Here is a 20,322-nt window from a genome sequence, read left to right as displayed (position 1 = left end):
GCGCGCTCTTAACGTTATCTAAGCCAAGCTCGATGTTCCGCCTGCCAGATGGTGTGGCAACGATACAGGCATCGTTTTGATGAACGCCATTCGTTCGGACGCCTTCGTCTTCTTTGGTGCGACAGGCGATCTGGCCCACAAGATGATTTTTCCGGCACTGCAGGCGCTTACGCGTGCCGGTGAGCTCGACATGCCGGTGATCGGCGTGGCCTATGCAAACTGGTCCCTGGATCAGCTGCGCGAGCGGGCACGCGACAGCCTCAAGGCGCACGGCGGCATCGACGAGGAGGCTTTCAGGCGCCTTTGTGCGCGACTGCAGTACATCGATGGTGACTATAACGACCCGGCAACCTACGACCGCCTGAAGCAGACCTTGGGCGACGCCAGTCACCCTCTCCACTACATGGCGATCCCGCCCAGCATGTTTGGCACGGTGGTTCAGGGCCTGGCGAGGTCCGGCTGCGCCAAGGGTGCGCGCATCATCATCGAAAAGCCGTTCGGGCACGACCTGGCATCCGCGAGGGCCCTGAATCTAACCTTGCACGAAGTCTTTGCCGAGCGCGATATCTTTCGCATCGACCACTATCTGGGCAAGGAGGCCGTGCAGAACCTGCTGTACTTCCGCTTCGCCAACACTTTTCTCGAACCCGTATGGAATCGCACCTATATCGAGAGCGTGCAGATCACCATGGCGGAGAACTTCGGCGTCCAGGGCCGAGGCAAATTCTATGAAGAAGCGGGCGCCATCCGCGACGTGGTACAGAACCACCTGCTCCAGGTGACCACCTTGCTGACGATGGAGTCGCCGGTCGGACGAGACCCGGTGGCCATGAGCGCCGAGAAATTGCGCCTGTTCCGCGCGATGCGACCATTGCGCTCCGAAGAAGTCGTGCGGGGCCAGTTTCGCGGTTACCGCGACGAGAAGGGCGTGGCAGTCGACTCCCAGGTCGAAACGTTCGCAGCGCTGTGCTTGCATATCGACAACTGGCGCTGGGCCGGTGTGCCTTTTTATATTCGCACGGGCAAGTGCCTGCCGATCACCTGTTCGGAAGTGTTCGTCACGCTCAAGCATCCACCTTTGGCGGTGTTCGACGACGTGATGCCAACGCAGGCCAATCATTTCCGCTTCCGCGTCAGCCCCGAAGTCATCATTTCCCTCGGCGCCCAGGTCAAGCAGTCGGGTGAGGCGATGTGCGGCGAGTCAGTGGAACTGGTGGCGCGTCATCAAACGCAACACGACGAGCTGCCTTACCAGCGCCTGCTCGGGGGTGCCATTCACGGTGACATCGCCCAGTTCACCAGCGATGAGTCTGTCGAGACCGCCTGGTCGGTCGTCGATCCGGTACTCAACGACACGGTGCCATTGCTCGAATACGACGCAGGCTGTTGGGGTCCGGCTGCGGCAGACAGGCTCATTCCGGGCGGCTGGCATAACCCCAAGCCGGAGGAGAGCAAGCCGTGCTGAAGACCGGGCCGGTGGTGTTTCTTCTCGATGTCGACAACACCTTGTTCGATAACGATCGCTTCGCCGCTGATGTGACGGGCACACTCGATGCGCTGTTTGGCGAGGATGAGCGCAAGCGCTATTGGTCGATCTATGAAGCGCTGCGGGACCGGCTCGGTTACGCCGATTATCTTGGCGCGCTCCAGCAATTTCGACTCGGCTGCGAGGGCAACCCAGCGCTGTTGCGGCTTTCCGCCTACCTGTTGGACTACCCGTTTGCCGATGGCTTGTATCCAGGCGCACTGGAAACGGTGAGTCATCTTGGCACGTTGGGCACCACGGTGATTCTTTCGGATGGCGACATCGTGTTCCAGCCGCACAAGATCCACCAGACGGGCCTGTGGCGGGCGGTTGGCGGACGCGTGCTCATCTATGTGCACAAGGAGCATATGAGTGAGTCCATCCAGCAGAGTTTCCCCGCTTCCCACTATGTGATGGTCGACGACAAGCCCAGGCTGCTGACAGCGATGAAGCGCCTGCTCGGCGACCGGCTCACCACCGTCTTCGTGCGGCAAGGCCACTACGCGGCCCAGGCCGAGTCTGCCGCGGCCGATCCCGTGCCCGACATGACGGTCACTCATATCGGCGAGCTTGCCCGCCTGGCCTTGCCCGACTTTCGTGCCGATTCTGCCTATGCTTCACCGGAGTAGCCATGAAGCCCACCCAGCAACTACATCAACTCGGCCAGAGCCTGTGGCTGGATAACATCACGCGGGACATTCTCGACAACGGCACCCTGCGCCGTTACATCGAGGAGTTGTCGGTCACCGGCCTCACCTCGAACCCGACCATCTTCGATGGCGCCATCGGCAGCGGTCATGCCTACGACGCCGGTATCCATGAAAAGGCGCGCGCAGGCCTGTCGGGCGAGGCGCTGTTCATGGAGCTTGCGCTGGAGGATCTGCGTCGCGCCGCCGACTTGTTCCAGCCGGTGTTTACGGCCAGCGACCAGCGTGACGGCTGGGTCTCGATGGAAGTGTCGCCCTTGCTCGCCAGTGACACCGCCGGCAGCATCCAGGCCGCCAGGGACATCCACCGCCAAGCCGCGCGGGCGAATCTGTTCGTGAAGATCCCCGGTACGCCTGAAGGCCTTCCGGCGATCGAAGAGGCGATCTTCGCCGGCATACCCATCAACGTCACCTTGTTGTTCTCGCGCGGCCAATATCTGGCCGCCGCGGAGGCCTACTTGCGCGGCATCGAGCGACGGGTTCAGGCCAAGCTTGATCCGCGCGTCGGTTCGGTCGCTTCGGTCTTCGTCAGCCGGTGGGATGTGGCGATCAAGGACAAGGTGCCTGCCGAATTGCGCAACAAGCTGGGCATCGCGGTGGCTCAGGAGACGTACCAGGCCTATCGCGCCATGCTCGCGTCGCCGCGCTGGCGTGCACTGGCCGATGCCGGTGCGCGGGTGCAGCGGCTGCTGTGGGCGAGCACGGGCACCAAGGATCCATCCGCGTCGGACACGCTTTACGTGGAAGCCCTGGCCGCACCCGACACCGTCGACACGATGCCGGAGAAGACCCTGCTTGCATTTGGCCAGCATGGCTCGCTGAAAGGCGTGATGGCTGAAGACGGTGGCGATGCGGCCGACATGCTGGCGGCCTTTACCAAGGCCGGCATCGATCTGGATGCGCTGGCCAGCCAGCTTCAAAAGGAAGGTGCAAAGTCGTTCGTGGCGTCCTGGCAGCAGCTGTTGCAGCGCATAGCGGACAAGACGGCGGAACTCGTGCGGGCCGCATCATGAACGCCCAGCCCGGTGGCCCCGCGTCCCCGAATCTCACGCGGCTGTCTTCATGGCATGCGCTCGAACAGCATGCGGCGCAGATGGGCAAGGCACAGCTGCGCGAACTGTTTGCCGCCGATGCGACGCGCGGCGAGCGCATGCACGCCGAGGCGGTGGGCCTGTATGTCGATTACTCCAAGCAGCGCGTCACCGATGACACGCTGCGGCTGCTTGGCGAGCTGGCCGAGGCCTGCGGCCTGGCGGAGCATCGCGCCGCCATGTTCAGGGGCGACCGCATCAACACCACCGAGAATCGCCCGGTGCTGCATATCGCCCTGCGCGCTCCCGCCGATGCAAGCATCGAAGTGGACGGCAGCAACGTGGTTCCCAAGGTCCACGCGGTGCTGGATCGCATGGCCACGTTCAGCCAGGCGGTGCGCAGCGGCCACTGGAAAGGACACACCGGCAAGCGCATCCGCAACGTCATCAGCATAGGCATTGGCGGCTCGGATCTTGGTCCGGTGATGGCTTACGAGGCGCTTCGCCACTATAGCCAGCGCGACATGAGTTTTCGCTTCGTGTCGAATGTCGACGGCACCGACTTTGTCGAAGCGACGCGGGACCTCGATCCCGCCGAAACGCTGTTCATCGTCTGCTCCAAGACCTTCACCACCCAGGAAACCCTGACCAATGCGCATGCGGCGCGCCGCTGGTGCCTCGATGGCCTGGGCGGTGCCGACGCCGAAAAGGGCGGCGCCATCGCGAAGCACTTTGTCGCGGTGTCGACCAATGCCAAGGGCGTAGCCGAGTTCGGCATCGATACCGAGCATATGTACGGCTTCTGGGACTGGGTCGGTGGGCGCTACTCGATGGACTCGGCCATTGGCCTGTCCAGCATGCTGGCGATTGGCGACGAGCAGTTTCGCGCCATGCTGGCCGGCTTCCACGCCATGGACGAGCATTTCCTGAATGCGCCGCTGGCACAAAACCTGCCGGTGATCATGGGGCTGCTGGCGGTGTGGAACACCAACTTCCTCGACGCGTCGACGGTGGCCGTGCTGCCCTACGAGCAGTACCTCAAGCGTTTTCCGGCTTACCTGCAGCAGTTGACCATGGAGAGCAACGGTAAGCATGTGACGCTGGATGGGGTGCGGGTTGATTACAACACCGGGCCGATCTACTGGGGCGAGCCGGGCACCAACGGCCAGCATTCGTTCTACCAGCTGATTCACCAGGGCACGCGGCTGATACCGTGCGATTTCATTGGTTTCCACCAGCCGCTCAATCCCTTGCTGGACACGCACGGCCAGGACCAGCATGACCTGCTGATCGCGAACCTGATTGCGCAGGGCGAGGCGCTCGCCTTCGGCAAGACCGCCGCCGAAGTGCGCGCCGAAGGCACCGCGCCGGCCCTGGTGCCGCAACGGCGTTTTGAGGGAAACCGTCCCAGCACCACGATTTTCGCGCAGCGGCTCGACCCTTATGCGCTGGGTAGCCTGGTGGCCCTCTACGAGCACAGCGTGTTCGTGCAAGGCGTGATCTGGGGCATCGATTCCTTCGATCAGTGGGGCGTGGAGCTGGGCAAGGCCCTGGCCAGGCGCACGGCTGCGCAAATCGCCGCTTCGGGCGAGGCGGAACTGGATCACGACAGTTCCACCAATGCCTTGATCCGGCTGTACCGGCAAAGGCGGACGGCGCAGCCGTGAGCACGAGCATCAGTCCACTGGCCGGCAAGCCCGCGCCACGGTCCCTGCTGGTCGACGTGGCGAAACTGGTCGCGGCTTATGCCGATCTGCAACCCGATCCGGCCGCGCCGACCCAGCGCGTGCAGTTCGGCACCTCCGGGCATCGCGGCAGTTCGTTCGAGCGCAGCTTCAATGAGTGGCATGTGCTGGCCATCAGCCAGGCGATCTGCGAGTACCGCAAGCGCAAGGGCATCGATGGCCCGCTCTTCATGGGCATCGACACCCACGCATTGTCGCCACCGGCGCAGGACAGCGCGCTGGAGGTGCTGGCCGCCAATGGCGTCGAGACGATGCTCGCGGTGGGTGGCGAGTACACGCCGACGCCGGTGATCTCACATGCCATCCTGCGCTACAACCGCGGACGCTCGACCGGACAAGCTGACGGCATCGTCGTCACGCCGTCGCATAATCCGCCCGATAACGGCGGCTTCAAATACAACCCGCCCAATGGCGGCCCCGCCGACACCGACATCACCGGCTGGATCCAGGATCGTGCCAATGTGCTGCTGGAAGGCGGCCTCAAGGAGGTTCGCCGGATGCCGCACGGTCGCGCGCGCCACGCGGGCACCACGCATGAGTACGATTTCCTCGACGCGTATGTCGGCGACCTGGGCAGCGTGGTCGATTTCGAGGCGATCCGTGCCGCCGGTATTCACCTTGGCGTCGATCCGCTCGGTGGGGCGGGCGTGCACTACTGGAAGCCGATCGCGGAGCGCTACAAGATCGACCTCACCGTGGTCAGCGAAGAAGTGGATGCGCAGTTCGCCTTCATGACGGTCGACTGGGACGGCAGGATCCGCATGGATCCTTCCTCGTCGTACGCCATGCAACGGCTGATCGGGCTGAAGAGCCAGTACGACGTCGCCTTCGCCTGCGATACCGATCACGATCGCCACGGCGTCGTGACGCGAAGTAGCGGCCTGCTGGTGGCCAATCACTATCTTTCCGTGTTGATCGACTACCTGTTCCAGCATCGCCCGACCTGGGGTGGTGGCGCTGCGGTGGGCAAGACGGTGGTAAGTACCGCGCTGATCGATCGCGTGGCCAGGCGCCTGCAGCGCAAGCTCTACGAGGTGCCGGTGGGATTCAAGTGGTTCGTCGACGGCCTGCTCGGCGGCTCGCTCGGTTTCGGCGGGGAGGAAAGCGCGGGCGCGTCGTTTCTTCGCCGCGACGGCTCGGTCTGGACCACCGACAAGGACGGCATCGCCGCCGCGCTGCTGTCGGCGGAAATCACCGCGCGTGCTGGCCGCGATCCCGGCGAGCTTTACGCTGATCTGGCCAATGAACTGGGCCAGCCTTGCGCCGACCGCGTGGAAGCGGCCGCAACGCAGGCCGAGAAGGCCGCGCTGGCAAAACTTTCGCCCAGGCAGGTGCAGGGCAAGCAGCTGGCGGGCGAGCCGATCGAGCAGGTGCTGGACCGCGCGCCAGGCAATGACGCCGCGATCGGCGGCATCAAGGTGACGTCGGCGAGTGGTTGGTTTGCCGCGCGCCCTTCCGGCACCGAAGACATCTACAAGATCTATGCGGAGAGCTTCAGGGATGAAGCCCATCTGCAATCCATCCTGCAGGAAGCGCAGCAGATCGTGGATGCTGCGCTGAAGAGCTCCTGACAACCGCGACATCGTGCGCTTTACAGGTGTCCCATGGCCAACGATCTCGACCAACGTTGCATCAATACGCTTCGCTTCCTGTCCGTCGACATGGTGCAAAAGGCCAATAGCGGCCATCCCGGACTGCCGCTTGGCGCGGCGCCGATGGCCTATGTGCTGTGGATGCACTGGCTCAAGTTCAACCCGCATGACCCGCAGTGGTTCGATCGCGACCGCTTCGTGCTGTCTGCCGGGCATGGCTCGGCCCTGCTGTACAGCCTGCTGCACATGACCGGTTACGCGCTGTCAATGGACGACCTCAAGCAGTTTCGCCAATGGGGCAGCAAGACGCCGGGACATCCGGAGCGAGGCGAAACACCAGGCGTTGAAACCACCACGGGGCCGTTGGGGCAGGGGGTGTCCAATGCGGTGGGCATGGCCATCGCAGAAGCTCAGCTGGCCGCGCGCTACAACCACGCGGGGCATGCCGTGATCGACCATTACACCTATGCGATCGTCAGCGATGGCGACCTCATGGAAGGCGTGTCGCAGGAAGCGGCGTCCATGGCCGGGCACCTCAAGCTGGGCAAGCTCGTATGCCTGTACGACGACAACCGGGTCACCCTCGCGGCAGGCACCGACATGACTTTTTCCGAGGATCGCGCGCGTCGTTTCGAAGCGTATGGATGGCACACCGTCAGGGTGGCCGATGGCAACGACCTGGTCGCCATCGACGAGGCGTTGCGGGTGGCGCGCGAGGAAATCGACCGACCATCGCTGATTCTCGTGCGCACCCATCTTGGCTATGGCTCGCCGGAGCAGGACACGGTCAAGGCGCATGGATCGCCGCTCGGGGTGGAGAGCGTGCGCAAGACCAAGCAGAAGCTCGATTGGCCCACCGAGCCGGACTTCCTGGTGCCCGACGATGTGCTCGCGCACTTCCGTGCCGCGGTGGATCTCGGGAAACGCCAGCAGGCCGATTGGGATGCGCGGCTGAGTGCCTACGCCAAGGCGTTTCCCGAACGTCACGCCGAGCTGCAGGGGGCGATACGTGGAGAGCTGCCCGCAGGTTGGGACGCGGACATCCCGAGTTTTCCGGCCGATGCCAAGGGCATCGCTACGCGCGATGCCGCCGGCAAGGCCATGAATGCGATCGCCCCGAAGCTCCCGGCGCTGACCGGCGGTTCGGCCGATCTCGATTCATCGACCAAGACCGCGCTGAAGGGCCTGGGCGATTTCAATCCGGACGCCAGCAAGGGCGAGGACCTGCAAGGTTCCGATCCGGCAGGCTGGAGCCGGCAGGGAAGAAACCTGCATTTTGGCCTGCGCGAACATGCCATGGGCGCCATCGTCAACGGCATCGCCGCGCATGGTGGCCTGCTTCCCTATAGCGCCACGTTCCTGATGTTTTCCGACTATATGCGCCCGCCCATGCGGCTGGCGGCGCTGATGGGCCTGCACGTCATCCACGTGTTCTCCCACGACAGCATTGGCCTGGGCGAAGACGGTCCCACCCATCAGCCGGTAGAGCACCTGGCCAGCCTGCGCGCCATGCCGAACCTGGTGCTGATTCGCCCCGCCGATGCCAACGAAGCGGCGGTGGCCTGGCGGGTTGCCGTGGAAACCCGCGGCGGCCCCGTGACCCTCGTGCTCACGCGGCAGGACGTGCCTACGCTCGATCGCACTCGCTATGCCTCGGCCGACGGGTTGCGCCAAGGCGCTTATGTGCTCGCCGATGCGAAAGATGGCAAGCCGGAACTGATTCTTATCGCCAGCGGCTCGGAAGTGAGCCTTATCGTCAAGGCCGCCGAGCGGCTGGAGGCGGATGGCATCGCCGTGCGCTGCGTGTCCATGCCCAGCTGGGAGCTGTTCGATGCACTCCCGCAAGCCAGGCGCGATGCGGTGCTGCCACCGTCCGTCACTGCGCGATTGGCGGTCGAGCTTGGCGTATCGCAAGGTTGGGAGCGCTATATCGGTGCCCACGGCGACATGATCAGCGTCGAGCGCTTCGGAGCGTCTGCACCGATCAACGTGGTGTTGCCCAAATACGGTTTCACCGAGGACGCGGTCTACGCACGCGCAAAAGCCTTGCTCGGCAGGTGACCCAGCGTACCCGGTGAACGTGCTGCGCTTATTCCTTCTTGATCGGATGGCCGCCAAATTCATTGCGCATGGCCGATAGCAGCTTGTCGGCGAACGAATCCTTGTCGCGCGAGCGCAACCTCTCGATCAACGACTGGGTGATGACCGGGGCGGGCACGTTGAGCTCGATGGCCTCGTCCACCGTCCAGCGACCTTCGCCGGAGTCGACCACATAAGGCGCAATACCGCTCAATTGCGGATTCTTCTGCAAGGCATCGGCGGTGAGATCCAGCAGCCACGAGCGAATCACGCTGCCGTAGCGCCAGAGTTCGGCAATGGCGTGCAGATCCAGGGCAAACTCCTTTTTTTGCTGGAGTATCGCGAAGCCTTCCGCGTAGGCCTGCATCATGCCGTACTCGATGCCGTTGTGGACCATCTTCACATAGTGTCCGGAGCCAACCGGGCCGACGCGACTCCAGCCCTTGTCCTTGCCCGGCGCGAGCGTCTCGAAGATCGACCGGAGGCGCTCAACCACGGCTTCGTCGCCGCCGACCATCATGCTATAGCCCTCGGCCAGGCCCCAGACGCCGCCACTGGTGCCGCAATCGACATAGGCGATGTCCTTGCCGGCGAATTGGCGGGCGCGGCGCAAGGTATCCTTGTAATAGGAATTGCCGCCATCGATCACGGTGTCGCCCGCATTCAATAACGGCAGCAAGGCATTGAGGGTGCTATCGGTGATCTCGCCGGCCGGCACCATCAGCCACAGCACGCGTGGTGCGGCCAACGCGGTGACCAGCGCCGGCAGCGAATCGCGCGACTGGGCGCCCTTGGTCTCCAGCTCGCTGCGCGCCTGCGCGTTCAGATCGAAGCCCACCACCTGGTGGCCGCCCTGCATCAAGCGTTGGGCCATATTGGCGCCCATGCGCCCGAGGCCAATCATGCCAATGTTCATACGATGTCCTCGACTGAGATCTCGACGTGCTGGTTGATGAATAGTCCGGGAAGGGCGCCGCGCCGTTTCGTCATCGCGTCAGCGATCCCCGGAACCGTGCTTGTATGCGCGGGGAGAAGCGTGTCCGGTAATAGGCCTCGGCGGCCTTTTGAATCGCCTCGGCCTGGGTCGGATAGGCGTGGATCACCTTGGCTAGCGTGCGCAGGCGGATGCCGGCCATGATCGCCAGGGTGATCTCGTTGATCATGTCGCCGGCATGGCGAGCGACGATGGTGGCGCCAAGTATCTTGTCGGTGCGTTCGAGTACATGGATCTTCACGAAGCCGCGCTCCTCGCTGTCGGTCACGCCACGATCGACCTCATGCATCGGTACGGTGAAAGTCTTGATGGGGATGCCCAGCCGATTGGCTTCTCTTACATACAGGCCGACGTGGGCAATCTCCGGATCGGTATAGGTACACCAGGGCAGCACCAAGGCGCTCATGCGCTCATGCCCACGAAACAGCGCGTTCTGCACCACAATGCGCGCCGAGGCCTCCGCCGTATGGGTATAGCGGTGGGCCAGGCAAACGTCGCCGGCGGCATAGATGTTCGGTTGGCTGGTACACAGGAAATCGTCCACGCGCACGCCGTGCTTGGGGTCGTAGTCGACGCCGGCGGCTTCCAGGCCCAGCCCCTGCACATTGGGGGCGTAGCCAACGCCGGCGCCGATCACATCGACCACGATGGTGTTGCGGTAGTCGTCGCTGACCAGGTCCACCAGTTTCTCGCCGCCGACGATCCGCACCGCAGCGACCGTCGTATTGAGCCGAACCTCGATGCCGTCGCGCGCAAGCGCATCCGACAGGATCTGCGCTGCATCCCGCTCTTCGTTGCCCAGGAACAGCGGCATGTCCTGCACGATCGTCGTTTTCGAGCCGAGGCGGCAGAACGCCTGGGCGAGTTCGCAGCCGATCGGGCTGCCACCGATGATCAGCAGGCGCCGTGGCAACTCGGTGATATCGAACACCGTGCGGCTGTTCAGCGGCTGGGCTTCGGCAAGACCCGGAATATCGGGGATGCCCACGCGCGCGCCGGTGGCAATCACGGCCTTGCCGAAGCGAATGACCTGGCCGTCGACCTTGATCGCGTCAGCGGCGACGAAACTACCCTCGCCGAAGAACACGTCGATGCCTTGGTCGACCAGTTGCTGGGCGGAGTCGTTGCCACTCATATGGGCGCGAATGCGGCGCACGCGTTCCATCACCGCGGCAAAGTCGTACTCGATGCCCTTGGGAACCTGCGCGCCAAAGCGCTGCGCATCGCGCATGTCGCCATACACCTGGGCCGTGCGAATCATCGCTTTCGAGGGCACGCTGCCGGTATTGAGGCAAGCACCACCAATGCGCTCGCGCTCGATCAGGGCCACCTTGGCACCGAGTGCCGTTGCCGTCTTGGCGGCGACCAGGCCGGCCGGTCCGCCGCCGATCACCGCCAGCTGATAGCGCGCGGCCGGCTGCGGATTGACCCAGGACGGCGGTCGCACGTTGGCGGCGCGGTCGCGTTCGTAAATATCCTCGCTCGGAACTACCGATGCGTCGAATGACTTGGCCATCAGCGCGTCCCCGCTTCACTGGCGGCTGGTTTGTCCAGCCAGCCTCCGGCAAAACCCGCATTGCGCAGCCCCTGGGTGAGATAGGGACAATTGCGCATCAGCGCCCACAGCCAGCCGCTGCGGTAGTTCTCGATCATCATCACCATGACGCCCTGATCGAGGCCGTAATACCCAGCCGACACCCAGGGACGCCCCTCGCCATCGGCGAGCGTCGGGTTGAAACTGCTGGCCAGGCGTCCGTCGGAAATGATTTGCGGATAGCGCGCGAGCATGTATTGCATCGCCTCGACCGCGATGTCGGGCGCGAACGGCAATGACGCGACCACCGTAGGGCAGGACAGCGTGCCGTCATCGGGTCCATAGGGCACGCCTCGCGCCGCGTAGCCGAACACGCGGTGTGTGCCACGCGCCGCGCCACTGTTTTCCTCGGTGGGGCCGTCGCATGCAGTCAAGCCCCAGCAGTTTTCGCCATAGCCAGCAAATTCATAGGGATTGCGTTGCGCATATTCGCGTTGGATGTAGGTGGCGCGTCGCGTGTTTTCAAAATAATCGGAGCGCTTTTCCTGCATGAACTTGTCGCGGATGCCGCGAAAATCGATCCACGCATGCGAGTAGTGATGCACGAACAGCGGGCCGGCGTAGAGAAAATCAAAGTCGTACAGATTTTCCCACTGGTAGGTCGCCGTCCACGACTGGTAGCACTCCCCGGTAATCGGGTGGGTTGGGGAACCCATGGCCAGCGCGTACAGCACGATAGCCTCGCTGTAACCCTCCCAGCCGTAATGAAGAAATCCGCATTCGGGCTTCCATCCCTGCCGGATGGTGTCGCCGCCATCCTGCGCCCAGTGCCAATCGATGCGACGATAAAGGGCGTCGGCGAGCTCGCGCAGCTCGCTCTCCTGCGGCGTTGTCGCGGTGAAATAGCGTTGCGCCGTGAGCATGCCGGCGATCAAGAGCGCGGTATCGATCATCGATAGCTCGGATCGCCACACTCGCGCGCCGGTGCGCATGTCGAGGAAGTGGAAATAAAAGCCCTGGTAGCCCGTGGCCGATGGGCCGCCGCTCTGGTCGCTGGCGGAAAAAAAGCGCAACGCGGCAAGGCAGTACTGCACGGCCTCGTCGCGTCCTATCCAGCCCCGCTCGACGGCCACCGGGTAACACGAGAGCGCCAGACCGACCACCGAAATGCTGACGGGTGAGCCATCGCGCGACGTATCGGCCACCAGTCCGTTGGACGGGTTCGTATTGCTCGGGAAGTACTCGAAGGCGGCACGCTGCAGACGTTCAAGCCAGGCGTCGTCCACCAGCGCGGTAGATGTTTTGATCGGCAGTATTTTTGGCATCGAGTTCGGCCGGCCTCGGGCTGCTTCTCGCGGGCTATGGCAAGCCGGAAGTTCTTGCGTGGAGCGCGAAAAAATCTGGTTCCAGGTGCGCTCCAGGCGCCATCACGGGAGCGCGAATCGCCATCAGCATGCCCGGCAAGCGCGATGATGACGCGACGAGGTGCATGTGTTGCGTGTAGAAGAGGTAACGAATGCTTGTTGCCTGTGCGGAGATCGCAAGCACACGCGGCATGCCCGTTGATTTCACGAAGCATTAGCCGGCGTTGTCGGTATGCTCGCGAACCAGGGTCACTCGCGCGCCGATATCGGCCGCCACCCAGCGTCGGCCATTGCATGTCCGCCCATCCGTCATCACGCCTCGATAGCGCATTGCAGGTTCAGCTGTTGTCGAACGGCAACCTCACCGTGGCCGTGGGTGCTGCCGGCTCCGGCTTCAGCCAATGGCGCGATGTCGCGGTGACGCGCTGGCGCGAGGATCCGGTTGGCGACGGATGGGGAAGCTACGTACTGTTGCGCGATGAGGAAAGTGGCGACGCGTGGTCCGCCAGTCTTCAACCATACAATGCCGGAGCCGAACCCTATACGACCGAACGGTCGGGCAGTCATGTGCGCATTGCCCATCAACACGATGCGCTGCAAAGTTCGCTGGAGATCGTCGTCGATCCCGATGGGGATCTCGAATGGCGCCGTGTCACGCTGACCAATGCAGGTGATCGTCCGCGTGCGATCAGCGTCACTTCCTACATGGAACTGGTCTTGGGTCCGGCTGGTGCCGATGCGGCACACCCGGCCTTTTCCAAGATGTTCGTCCAGACCGAATGGCTGCCGCGGGAGCAGCTGCTGCTTGCCACACGGCGTCGACGTTCTCCGGGCGAACAGGAGATCTGGGCGGGGCATCTGGCGCAGGTCGCCACGACGAAGGATCCGGCCTGCGACTACGAGACCGATCGCATGCGCTTTCTTGGTCGTGGGCGCACGCTGCGTGACGCCCTGGCCATGCAACCCGGGCAGGCGCTATCGCGCACGCATGGCTGTGTGCTCGACCCGATTTTCAGCTTGCGCCGTTCGGTGAGGCTGGCTCCTGGCGACACCGTCACGGTGACCTTCCTGACCGCGGTCGCCCACTCGCGAGACGCCGTGCTGGACCTGCTGTCATCGGCGAAACAGGGGCAGGCAGGCGACGATCTGCTCGCCCGAGCCGAGGCCCGCCGTGATGCAGGGCTTGGACGCCTCGGCGCCGATCCTGCGCAAGCGGCCCGCTATGACCACCTCGTCGGTGCCGTGTTGTATGCATGCAATCCGTGGAGGGCGCCGCCGAGCGTGCTGGAGCTTGCCCAGGGTGGGGCGCCGTTACTGTGGAGCGTTGGCATCTCCGGCGACCGGCCCATTGTGCTTCTGCACATCGCGGGCGAATCGGCGCGTGCTGGTGTGGCCGAATGCCTGTTGGCTCAACGTTACTGGCAGTCCTGCCGATTGGGCGTGGATGTCGTCCTGCTCCACGCGGGTCACGCCGAACGAGACGCATGCTTCGCCGAGCTCGTGCAGCAGGCGCAGGCGCAGAACGCGCTGCTTTCCGCCACGGCCGGTGCCGCGCCGGCCCAGGCATTTGCCTTGGCCGCCCAAGATCTACCCGAAGCCCTGCGCACCGGCCTGATGACTGCCGCGCGCATCGTGCTTGACGCGTCGCAAGGACTGCCGGAACCGGCGTCACGTGTGATCACCAGCGTGCCGGGCGGCGATCGAGCCCATCAACATGGGAAACCTGCTCGGAGCGGCGATGATGTTCGCGCATCCTTGCCCGTCGAAGGGGGCGAGTTCAGCAATGGTACCGGTGCCTTCGTCGCCTCGGGTCGGAGCTACGCCATCACGCTTGACGATGAGCGTTGCACGCCCTTGCCATGGGTCAACGTCATCGCCAATGCGGGTTTTGGTTTTCTGGTGTCGGCGGAGGGTGGCGGTTACAGCTGGTCGGACAACAGCCAGCAGAACACCTTGACGCCGTGGCCTAACGACCCGGTCAGCGACACGCCACACGACATTCTCTATCTGCGCGATGAAGACAGCGGCGAGCTATGGAGCGCCACGGCGGCGCCGATTCGCGTGCCGAGGCAACGCTATGTCGTGGAGCACGGCAAGGGATTCAGCCGCTTCAATCATGAGGCGCATGGCATTGGTGTGGAACTGGTCCAGTTGGTGCCGCCCGACGATCCGGTCAAGCTGTCCCAGCTAAGGCTGCACAACGGGTCGACGCGGCGTCGGCGCCTGGCGATAACCCTGTATGTCGAATGGGCGCTGGGTGCCAATGGCGCGGTTTCGGCACCGTTCGTGATCACCTCACGCGATCCGGCCACGGGCGCCTTGCTGGCCCGCAACCGCTGGCGGGCCGAGTTTGCTGACAGAGTGGCGTTTATCGATCTTGCAGGCAGGCGTTGCTCCGGTAGCGGTGATCGCCTGGCCTTTCTTGGCAGGTATGGCAGCGTTGCCCGTCCCGCCGCGCTTGTTGATGGTGCGCGACTGGAGGAGCGAATCGGCGCCGGTCTTTCTCCTTGTGGCGTGCTGCAGACGGTGGTGGAAATCGCCCCGGGCCAGCGCATCGACATCGCAGCCATGCTGGGCGAAGCCAGCTCGGATGATGCCGCATCCGCGCTGATCGAGAAGTATCGCCAGGCGGATCTGGATGCCGTGCTGAGTGACGTACGCAAGCGGTGGGATGACGTGCTCGACGCCGTGCAGGTGCAAACACCGAGTCGCGCCATGGACGTGCTTCTCAACGACTGGCTTTTGTACCAGGCGCTGGTCTGCCGCATGTGGGCACGGACGGCGTACTACCAGTCCAGTGGTGCCTACGGCTATCGCGACCAGCTGCAGGATGCCATGGCCTTGTGCATCGCTTGCCCTGAGGTCGCTCGCGAGCATCTGCTGCGGGCCGCGGGCCGGCAGTTCGTGCAGGGCGATGTGCAGCACTGGTGGCTGCCGCCGGCGGGGCAGGGCATCCGTACGCGCATCAGCGACGATCGCCTGTGGCTGCCCCATGTGGCGGCGCACTACGTCGCCACCACCAACGATACCGCCGTACTGGACGAGGTGCTGCCTTTCCTGGAGGGGCCGGCGATCAAGCCGGGCGACGCCGATGCCTTTTTCCAGCCCGGCACTTCGACTGAACAGGCGAGTCTCTACGAACATGCCGCACGCGCCCTCGATTCAAGCCTGACCCAGGGCGCCCATGGACTGCCCCTGATGGGTCATGGCGACTGGAACGACGGCATGAACCTGGTGGGCGCCGAAGGTCGAGGCGAGAGCATCTGGTTGGCGTGGTTCCTGCTCGCCACGATGGCGGCGTTCGAGCCCCTGGCGCTTGCGCGCGGCGACGAGGATCGTGTCGCTGCATGGCACCGCTACGCCAGTGGCCTGCGCGGGGTGCTCGACAGCAACGCCGCGTGGGACGGCGACTGGTATCGGCGCGGCTATTACGACAGCGGCGTGCCGCTGGGCTCGCATGAAAGCGATGAATGCAAGATCGACGTGATCGCCCAGTCGTGGAGCGTGATCGCCGGCGTGGCGCAGGTCGAACATGCCGCCAAGGCGATGGACGCGGTCGATCGGTATCTGGTGATGCACCAGGAAAAAATCGCCCTGCTGCTGGCGCCGCCGTTCGACCGCACACGCGAGAACCCTGGCTATATCAAGGGCTATCCACCGGGTATCCGCGAGAACGGCGGGCAATATACCCATGGCGCGACCTGGTCGATCTTCGCCTACGCGAAGCTGGGGCAAGGGGAGCGCGCCATGGCGATGTTCGACATGCTCAACCCGATCCACCACAGCGATACGCCCCAGGCAGTTGATCGCTACAAGGTCGAACCCTACGTGTCCTGTGCGGATGTCTATTCCGTCGATCCCTACATAGGGCGCGGTGGCTGGACCTGGTATAGCGGCTCGGCTGGTTGGCTGTATCGCGCAGGCGTGGACGCCATCCTCGGCTTGCGGCGACGGGGAGATCACCTGCTGCTGGATCCGTGCATACCAGCGTCCTGGCCAGGCTTCCGCATGACGTATCGGTACCGCGGGCCCACCTCACGAATCACCCGCTATGAGATCGCGGTAGAGAATCCCGATGGCGTCTGTCGCGGTGTTGCGTCGGTCGCACTTGATGCTGCCGTCTTGCCCGCCGCCGATACGCTCATTCCCCTGGTCGATGACGGGGAAGTTCATGCGGTGCGCGTGGTACTCGGTGGCGACAAGGCCTCGTAAGCTCAGGGTGATGTCGATTCCATACACCCATGGCGAAAAGCGTCGACGACGTCGCTGTCAGCGACCAGCGCGATGCCGCCTTTGAAGCAGGCAATGCGGACACTGGACGGTGCTCCGCATACGCTGCAATTCGCAGTGCCCGCCGTAACTCATCGACACCTTCGTCTTATGGACTTGCTGGCCCCAAAGGATTCAAATCCGCTCGATAGGATTGTCAGTGCTCGACCAGCGCGATATCGATCGTCAACAGCGCTGCTTGTGCCGGCGACCAAAGCAAAGACGGGTGACCATCTCTCAAGCGGCTGTCGGGCAAACGGTTCGCTGATCTTTCACTGATTTATCTGCGCTAGATAGGTGACCCGCGAAGCACTGCGTTGGCATCTGCATCGCCGCACCGGATGCCCATGAACCCATCCGATCCCGCCGCCGTACCGTCCGCCAATCCAGCTCCGCTGACGGGCATGCGGTTTGCTCTTGGCGCCTTCGCCGTGGCGCTCGCCACCTTCATGAACGTGCTCGACGCGTCCATCGCCAACGTCGCCATTCCGACCCTGTCCGGCGATCTTGGCGTGTCGGTGGACGAAGGCACCTGGGTGATCACCGTATTCTCCGCCGCCAACGCGGTGTCGATCCCGCTCACGGGCTGGCTGACCCAGCGCCTTGGCCAGGTCAAGCTCTTCACCGGAGCGATCCTGCTGTTCGTGATTGCGTCCGCCCTGTGTGGCATGGCACCAAGCCTGCCGGTGTTGCTGGCGGCGCGCGTGCTTCAGGGCGTGGCGGCCGGCCCACTGATACCGTTGTCGCAAGCCTTGCTGCTCACCACGTTTCCCAAGGACAAGAGCGGCAGCGCGCTGTCGTTGTGGGCCATGACAGCGACGGTCGGTCCTATCGTCGGCCCAGCCTTGGGCGGGTGGATCACCGACAGGTATAGCTGGTCCTGGATCTTCTATATCAATGTACCGGTGGGTCTGTTCGCGGCCGCCGTGGTGTGGACGGTCTATCGTAGCCGTGAAACGGCAACGCGTCGTCTCCCGATCGACACGGTCGGCCTGCTTTCCTTGATTGTGTGGGTCGCCGCACTGCAGGTCATGCTCGACAAGGGCAAGGACCTGGATTGGTTCAACTCCCCCGTCATCTGCCTGCTCGGCGTGATCGCACTGATCGGCCTCGCGTTCTTCGTGGTGTGGGAGCTGACCGAAGAGAAGCCGATCGTCGACCTGCGGCTGTTCGCCGGACGCAACTTCCTCGGCGGCACGATTGCCATCTCCGTGGCCTACGCGATTTTCTTCGCGAACCTGGTGCTGCTGCCGCAGTGGATCCAGGTGTACCTCGGTTATCGGGCCGTCGATGCGGGCCTGGTGACCGCCCCGCTAGGCATATTCGCCGTGATCCTCGCGCCGATGATGGGCAAGTTGATGATGAAGCTGGACGCACGCGTCCTGGCGACGTTGGCCTTCGTGGGCTTTGCCATCGTCTTTTTCATGCGCTCGCTGTACACCACCAATATCGATCGATACACCTTGATCCTGCCGACCCTGCTGCAGGGCATTCCCACGGCCCTGTTCTTCGTTCCCTTGACGGCGATCATCCTATCGGGCCTCCCGCCCGACAAGATCCCATCCGCCGCGGGCTTGTCCAACTTCGTGCGCGTATTCGCGGGCGCGGTTGGAACATCCCTGCTGTCGAACAGCTGGAACAACCGCACGATCATGCATCACGCGCGACTGATCGAGCAGGTGAACGGCTATAACCCGAACCTCACGGATGCGATTGCACAGACGCAGTCGACGCTGGAGATCGGTGCGTCCAATGCGTTCGCCTTCGTCGAGCGCGGATTGGGCGCGCAGGCGGCCATGCTCGGCATCAATGATGTCTTTTGGGTATCCGCCATCATCTTTGTGCTGATCATTCCGCTGATCTGGGTCACGCATCCCAGCAAGGACGTGGACGTCGGGGCGGGAGCAGCATGATGAAAGACATCCACGCGAGCCCGAAGCGTAGGGACCTCTGAGCGCGTTTCGACCGGTCCACCCACTGAGCGAGGCCAAAACCATGCGTGCTCTTCCCGCGGCAGCGTCGATCGGATTGACACTGGCCATGGCCGGCTGCGCCACCAGTGGTGGCCTGCATCCGGACGGCACCCCGATCAGCCCCGACTCGCTCGCGACCTCGCGCACCCTCGCCAACGCAAAGCTATCGCCCGCCGCATGGCCCGAAGCCGACTGGTGGACCTCGCTGGGTGACAGTCAGCTCAATGCGCTGATTACCGAAGCCTTGCATGACAACCCGAGTCTCGACGAAGCCGACGCACGTGCGCGCCAGGCGCAAGCCGAGGCATCGGAGGCCGATGCCGAGCGCAAACCGGAAGTGAACGCCGGGGCAGGCATTTACGAAGTCCGCGTGCCGACCACGCTGCCACCGATTGGCAAGGGCCATACCCGCACCGCGAAGAATGTCTACGCCCGTTTCAGCTGGGATCTCGATCTATGGGGTGGCAAGCGGGCTGCCTGGGAGGCCGCTCTCGGGCAACAGCGCGCCGAGGAGGTCGATGCCCAGGCGGCGCGGATCGAACTTTCCGCCAATGTGGCTCGCGCATACGTGCAGCTGGGCTACGCCTACGCCCGTCAGGATGTGGCAACGGCCGAGCTCGGCCGGGCCACCGATGTGCTCAAGCTGACGCAAAAACGCCTTGGCGCGGGTATCGATAGTCAGGTGCAGCTGAAGCAGAGCGATGCAGAAGTCGCCGGTGCCCAGGAGCGCAAGGCACAGGCGGATCGCGCGATCGATGCGGCGCAATCGGCGCTGTCCGTGCTGTTGGGCAAGGGCCCCGATCGCGGCCTGGCGATCGCCCGCCCAAAGCTGATGTCGCCGGACGTACTGCATGTGCCAGCGAATCTGCCGGTCGAGCTGCTGGGACATCGCGCCGACCTCGTTGCCGCCCGCTGGCGTGTGGAAGCTGCCGGCAAGCAGATCGCCGCGGCCAAGACGGAGTTCCTTCCGAACGTCAATATCAGCGCCATGGCGGGTCTGGTCATGCTCGGCGGAGGCAATCTGTTCACGGCCGAGTCCCGCTTCTACCAGGTGGGGCCGGCGATCAGCCTGCCGATCTTCGATGGCGGCCGCCGCCGCGCGAACTTGAACAGCACGGATGCGCTATTCGACCTGGCCGTGGCGCATTACAACAACACGCTCGTGCGCGCCGTCAACGAAGTCTGCGACTTCAACGATGCACTCAGCTCGCTGCAGATCCAGATCGACGCGCAGCAGCGCGCGACGTCCGCCGCGGGTGATGCGTGGGCGCTGGCCGAGAAACGCTACAAGGCCGGCATTGGAAGCTATCTGGAAGCGCTCATCGTGCGCCAGCAGTTGCTGATCGATCAGGAGCGCATGGCGGCGCTGCAGGCGGAGCAGATCGACTATTCGGTGCAAATCATCCAGGCGCTCGGCGGCGGCTTCCGCCCGGGACAGAACGTGCCTGACCCGCCGGCCGTCGCTGCCGATGCGAAATCCCCGGCTCTTATCCATCATCGGTCTTGAGG

Annotated in this window: 12 protein-coding genes; 9 read left to right on the top strand and 3 right to left on the bottom strand. The window is 63.9% G+C overall.

What is annotated here, in order from left to right; all coding sequences use genetic code 11:
- The first annotated feature begins 79 nt into the window (after positions 1-79).
- Genes zwf through tkt form a run of 6 tightly spaced genes read left to right on the top strand, consistent with a single transcriptional unit; the run spans position 80 to position 8,661 of the window.
- Positions 80-1,465, top strand: a complete 1,386-nt coding sequence (gene zwf, locus OUZ49_RS10195) for a glucose-6-phosphate dehydrogenase (RefSeq protein WP_266150277.1) — start codon at positions 80-82, stop codon at positions 1,463-1,465.
- A complete protein-coding gene (locus OUZ49_RS10190; RefSeq protein ID WP_266150276.1) occupies positions 1,459-2,154 on the top strand; it encodes an HAD family hydrolase in 696 nt (231 codons plus the stop codon). Before zwf ends, OUZ49_RS10190 begins: the two co-directional genes overlap by 7 nt.
- 2 nt (positions 2,155-2,156) lie before the next feature.
- Positions 2,157-3,245, top strand: a complete 1,089-nt coding sequence (gene tal, locus OUZ49_RS10185; protein WP_266150275.1) for a transaldolase — start codon at positions 2,157-2,159, stop codon at positions 3,243-3,245.
- On the top strand, positions 3,242-4,930 hold the full coding sequence (gene pgi / locus OUZ49_RS10180) for a glucose-6-phosphate isomerase (protein WP_266150273.1): 1,689 nt from the start codon (positions 3,242-3,244) through the stop codon (positions 4,928-4,930). The genes tal and pgi overlap by 4 nt, the downstream gene beginning before the upstream one ends.
- Positions 4,927-6,579: a phosphoglucomutase (alpha-D-glucose-1,6-bisphosphate-dependent) gene (gene pgm, locus OUZ49_RS10175; RefSeq protein WP_266150272.1), complete on the top strand. Its 1,653-nt coding sequence runs from the start codon at positions 4,927-4,929 to the stop codon at positions 6,577-6,579. The genes pgi and pgm overlap by 4 nt, the downstream gene beginning before the upstream one ends.
- 33 nt (positions 6,580-6,612) lie before the next feature.
- On the top strand, positions 6,613-8,661 hold the full coding sequence (gene tkt / locus OUZ49_RS10170; RefSeq protein WP_266150271.1) for a transketolase: 2,049 nt from the start codon (positions 6,613-6,615) through the stop codon (positions 8,659-8,661).
- 28 nt (positions 8,662-8,689) lie between these two features.
- Here the strand turns inward: tkt and gnd are convergent, their stop codons facing one another.
- Genes gnd through OUZ49_RS10155 form a run of 3 tightly spaced genes read right to left on the bottom strand, consistent with a single transcriptional unit; the run spans position 8,690 to position 12,532 of the window.
- A complete protein-coding gene (gene gnd, locus OUZ49_RS10165; protein WP_380004653.1) occupies positions 8,690-9,637 on the bottom strand; it encodes a phosphogluconate dehydrogenase (NAD(+)-dependent, decarboxylating) in 948 nt (315 codons plus the stop codon).
- Positions 9,638-9,665: 28 nt separating this feature from the next.
- Positions 9,666-11,189, bottom strand: coding sequence for a mercuric reductase (locus OUZ49_RS10160; RefSeq protein WP_266150269.1), 1,524 nt, complete (start codon positions 11,187-11,189; stop codon positions 9,666-9,668).
- Positions 11,189-12,532, bottom strand: a complete 1,344-nt coding sequence (locus tag OUZ49_RS10155) for a glucoamylase family protein (protein WP_266150268.1) — start codon at positions 12,530-12,532, stop codon at positions 11,189-11,191. The genes OUZ49_RS10160 and OUZ49_RS10155 overlap by 1 nt, the downstream gene beginning before the upstream one ends.
- A 333-nt stretch (positions 12,533-12,865) precedes the next feature.
- On the opposite strand from OUZ49_RS10155, the gene OUZ49_RS10150 reads away from it, so the two are divergent.
- From OUZ49_RS10150 to OUZ49_RS10140, 3 genes are all read left to right on the top strand, one after another.
- Positions 12,866-16,783, top strand: a complete 3,918-nt coding sequence (locus OUZ49_RS10150) for a GH36-type glycosyl hydrolase domain-containing protein (protein ID WP_266150266.1) — start codon at positions 12,866-12,868, stop codon at positions 16,781-16,783.
- A 404-nt stretch (positions 16,784-17,187) separates the two neighbouring features.
- Positions 17,188-18,753, top strand: a complete 1,566-nt coding sequence (locus OUZ49_RS10145) for a DHA2 family efflux MFS transporter permease subunit (RefSeq protein ID WP_266150265.1) — start codon at positions 17,188-17,190, stop codon at positions 18,751-18,753.
- Between the two features lie 82 nt (positions 18,754-18,835).
- Positions 18,836-20,320: an efflux transporter outer membrane subunit gene (locus tag OUZ49_RS10140; protein WP_266150264.1), complete on the top strand. Its 1,485-nt coding sequence runs from the start codon at positions 18,836-18,838 to the stop codon at positions 20,318-20,320.
- The last annotated feature ends 2 nt before the right edge of the window (positions 20,321-20,322 follow it).

The organism is Dyella halodurans (assembly GCF_026283925.1).
GTDB classification, from domain to species: domain Bacteria; phylum Pseudomonadota; class Gammaproteobacteria; order Xanthomonadales; family Rhodanobacteraceae; genus Dyella; species Dyella halodurans.
The sequence above is the reverse complement of the archived record's forward strand: the minus strand, read 5'-3'. Positions and strand labels throughout refer to the sequence as shown.

Bases quoted from the DNA above. Each gene is read 5' to 3' on its own strand.
- zwf (WP_266150277.1), top strand. From the start codon at position 80: ATGAACGCCATTCGTTCGGACGCCTTCGTCTTCTTTGGTGCGACAGGC.
- tal (WP_266150275.1), top strand. From the start codon at position 2,157: ATGAAGCCCACCCAGCAACTACATCAACTCGGCCAGAGCCTGTGGCTG.
- pgi (WP_266150273.1), top strand. From the start codon at position 3,242: ATGAACGCCCAGCCCGGTGGCCCCGCGTCCCCGAATCTCACGCGGCTG.
- tkt (WP_266150271.1), top strand. From the start codon at position 6,613: ATGGCCAACGATCTCGACCAACGTTGCATCAATACGCTTCGCTTCCTG.
- OUZ49_RS10160 (WP_266150269.1), bottom strand. From the start codon at position 11,189: ATGGCCAAGTCATTCGACGCATCGGTAGTTCCGAGCGAGGATATTTAC.
- OUZ49_RS10155 (WP_266150268.1), bottom strand. From the start codon at position 12,532: ATGCCAAAAATACTGCCGATCAAAACATCTACCGCGCTGGTGGACGAC.
- OUZ49_RS10150 (WP_266150266.1), top strand. From the start codon at position 12,866: ATGTCCGCCCATCCGTCATCACGCCTCGATAGCGCATTGCAGGTTCAG.
- OUZ49_RS10145 (WP_266150265.1), top strand. From the start codon at position 17,188: ATGAACCCATCCGATCCCGCCGCCGTACCGTCCGCCAATCCAGCTCCG.
- OUZ49_RS10140 (WP_266150264.1), top strand. From the start codon at position 18,836: ATGCGTGCTCTTCCCGCGGCAGCGTCGATCGGATTGACACTGGCCATG.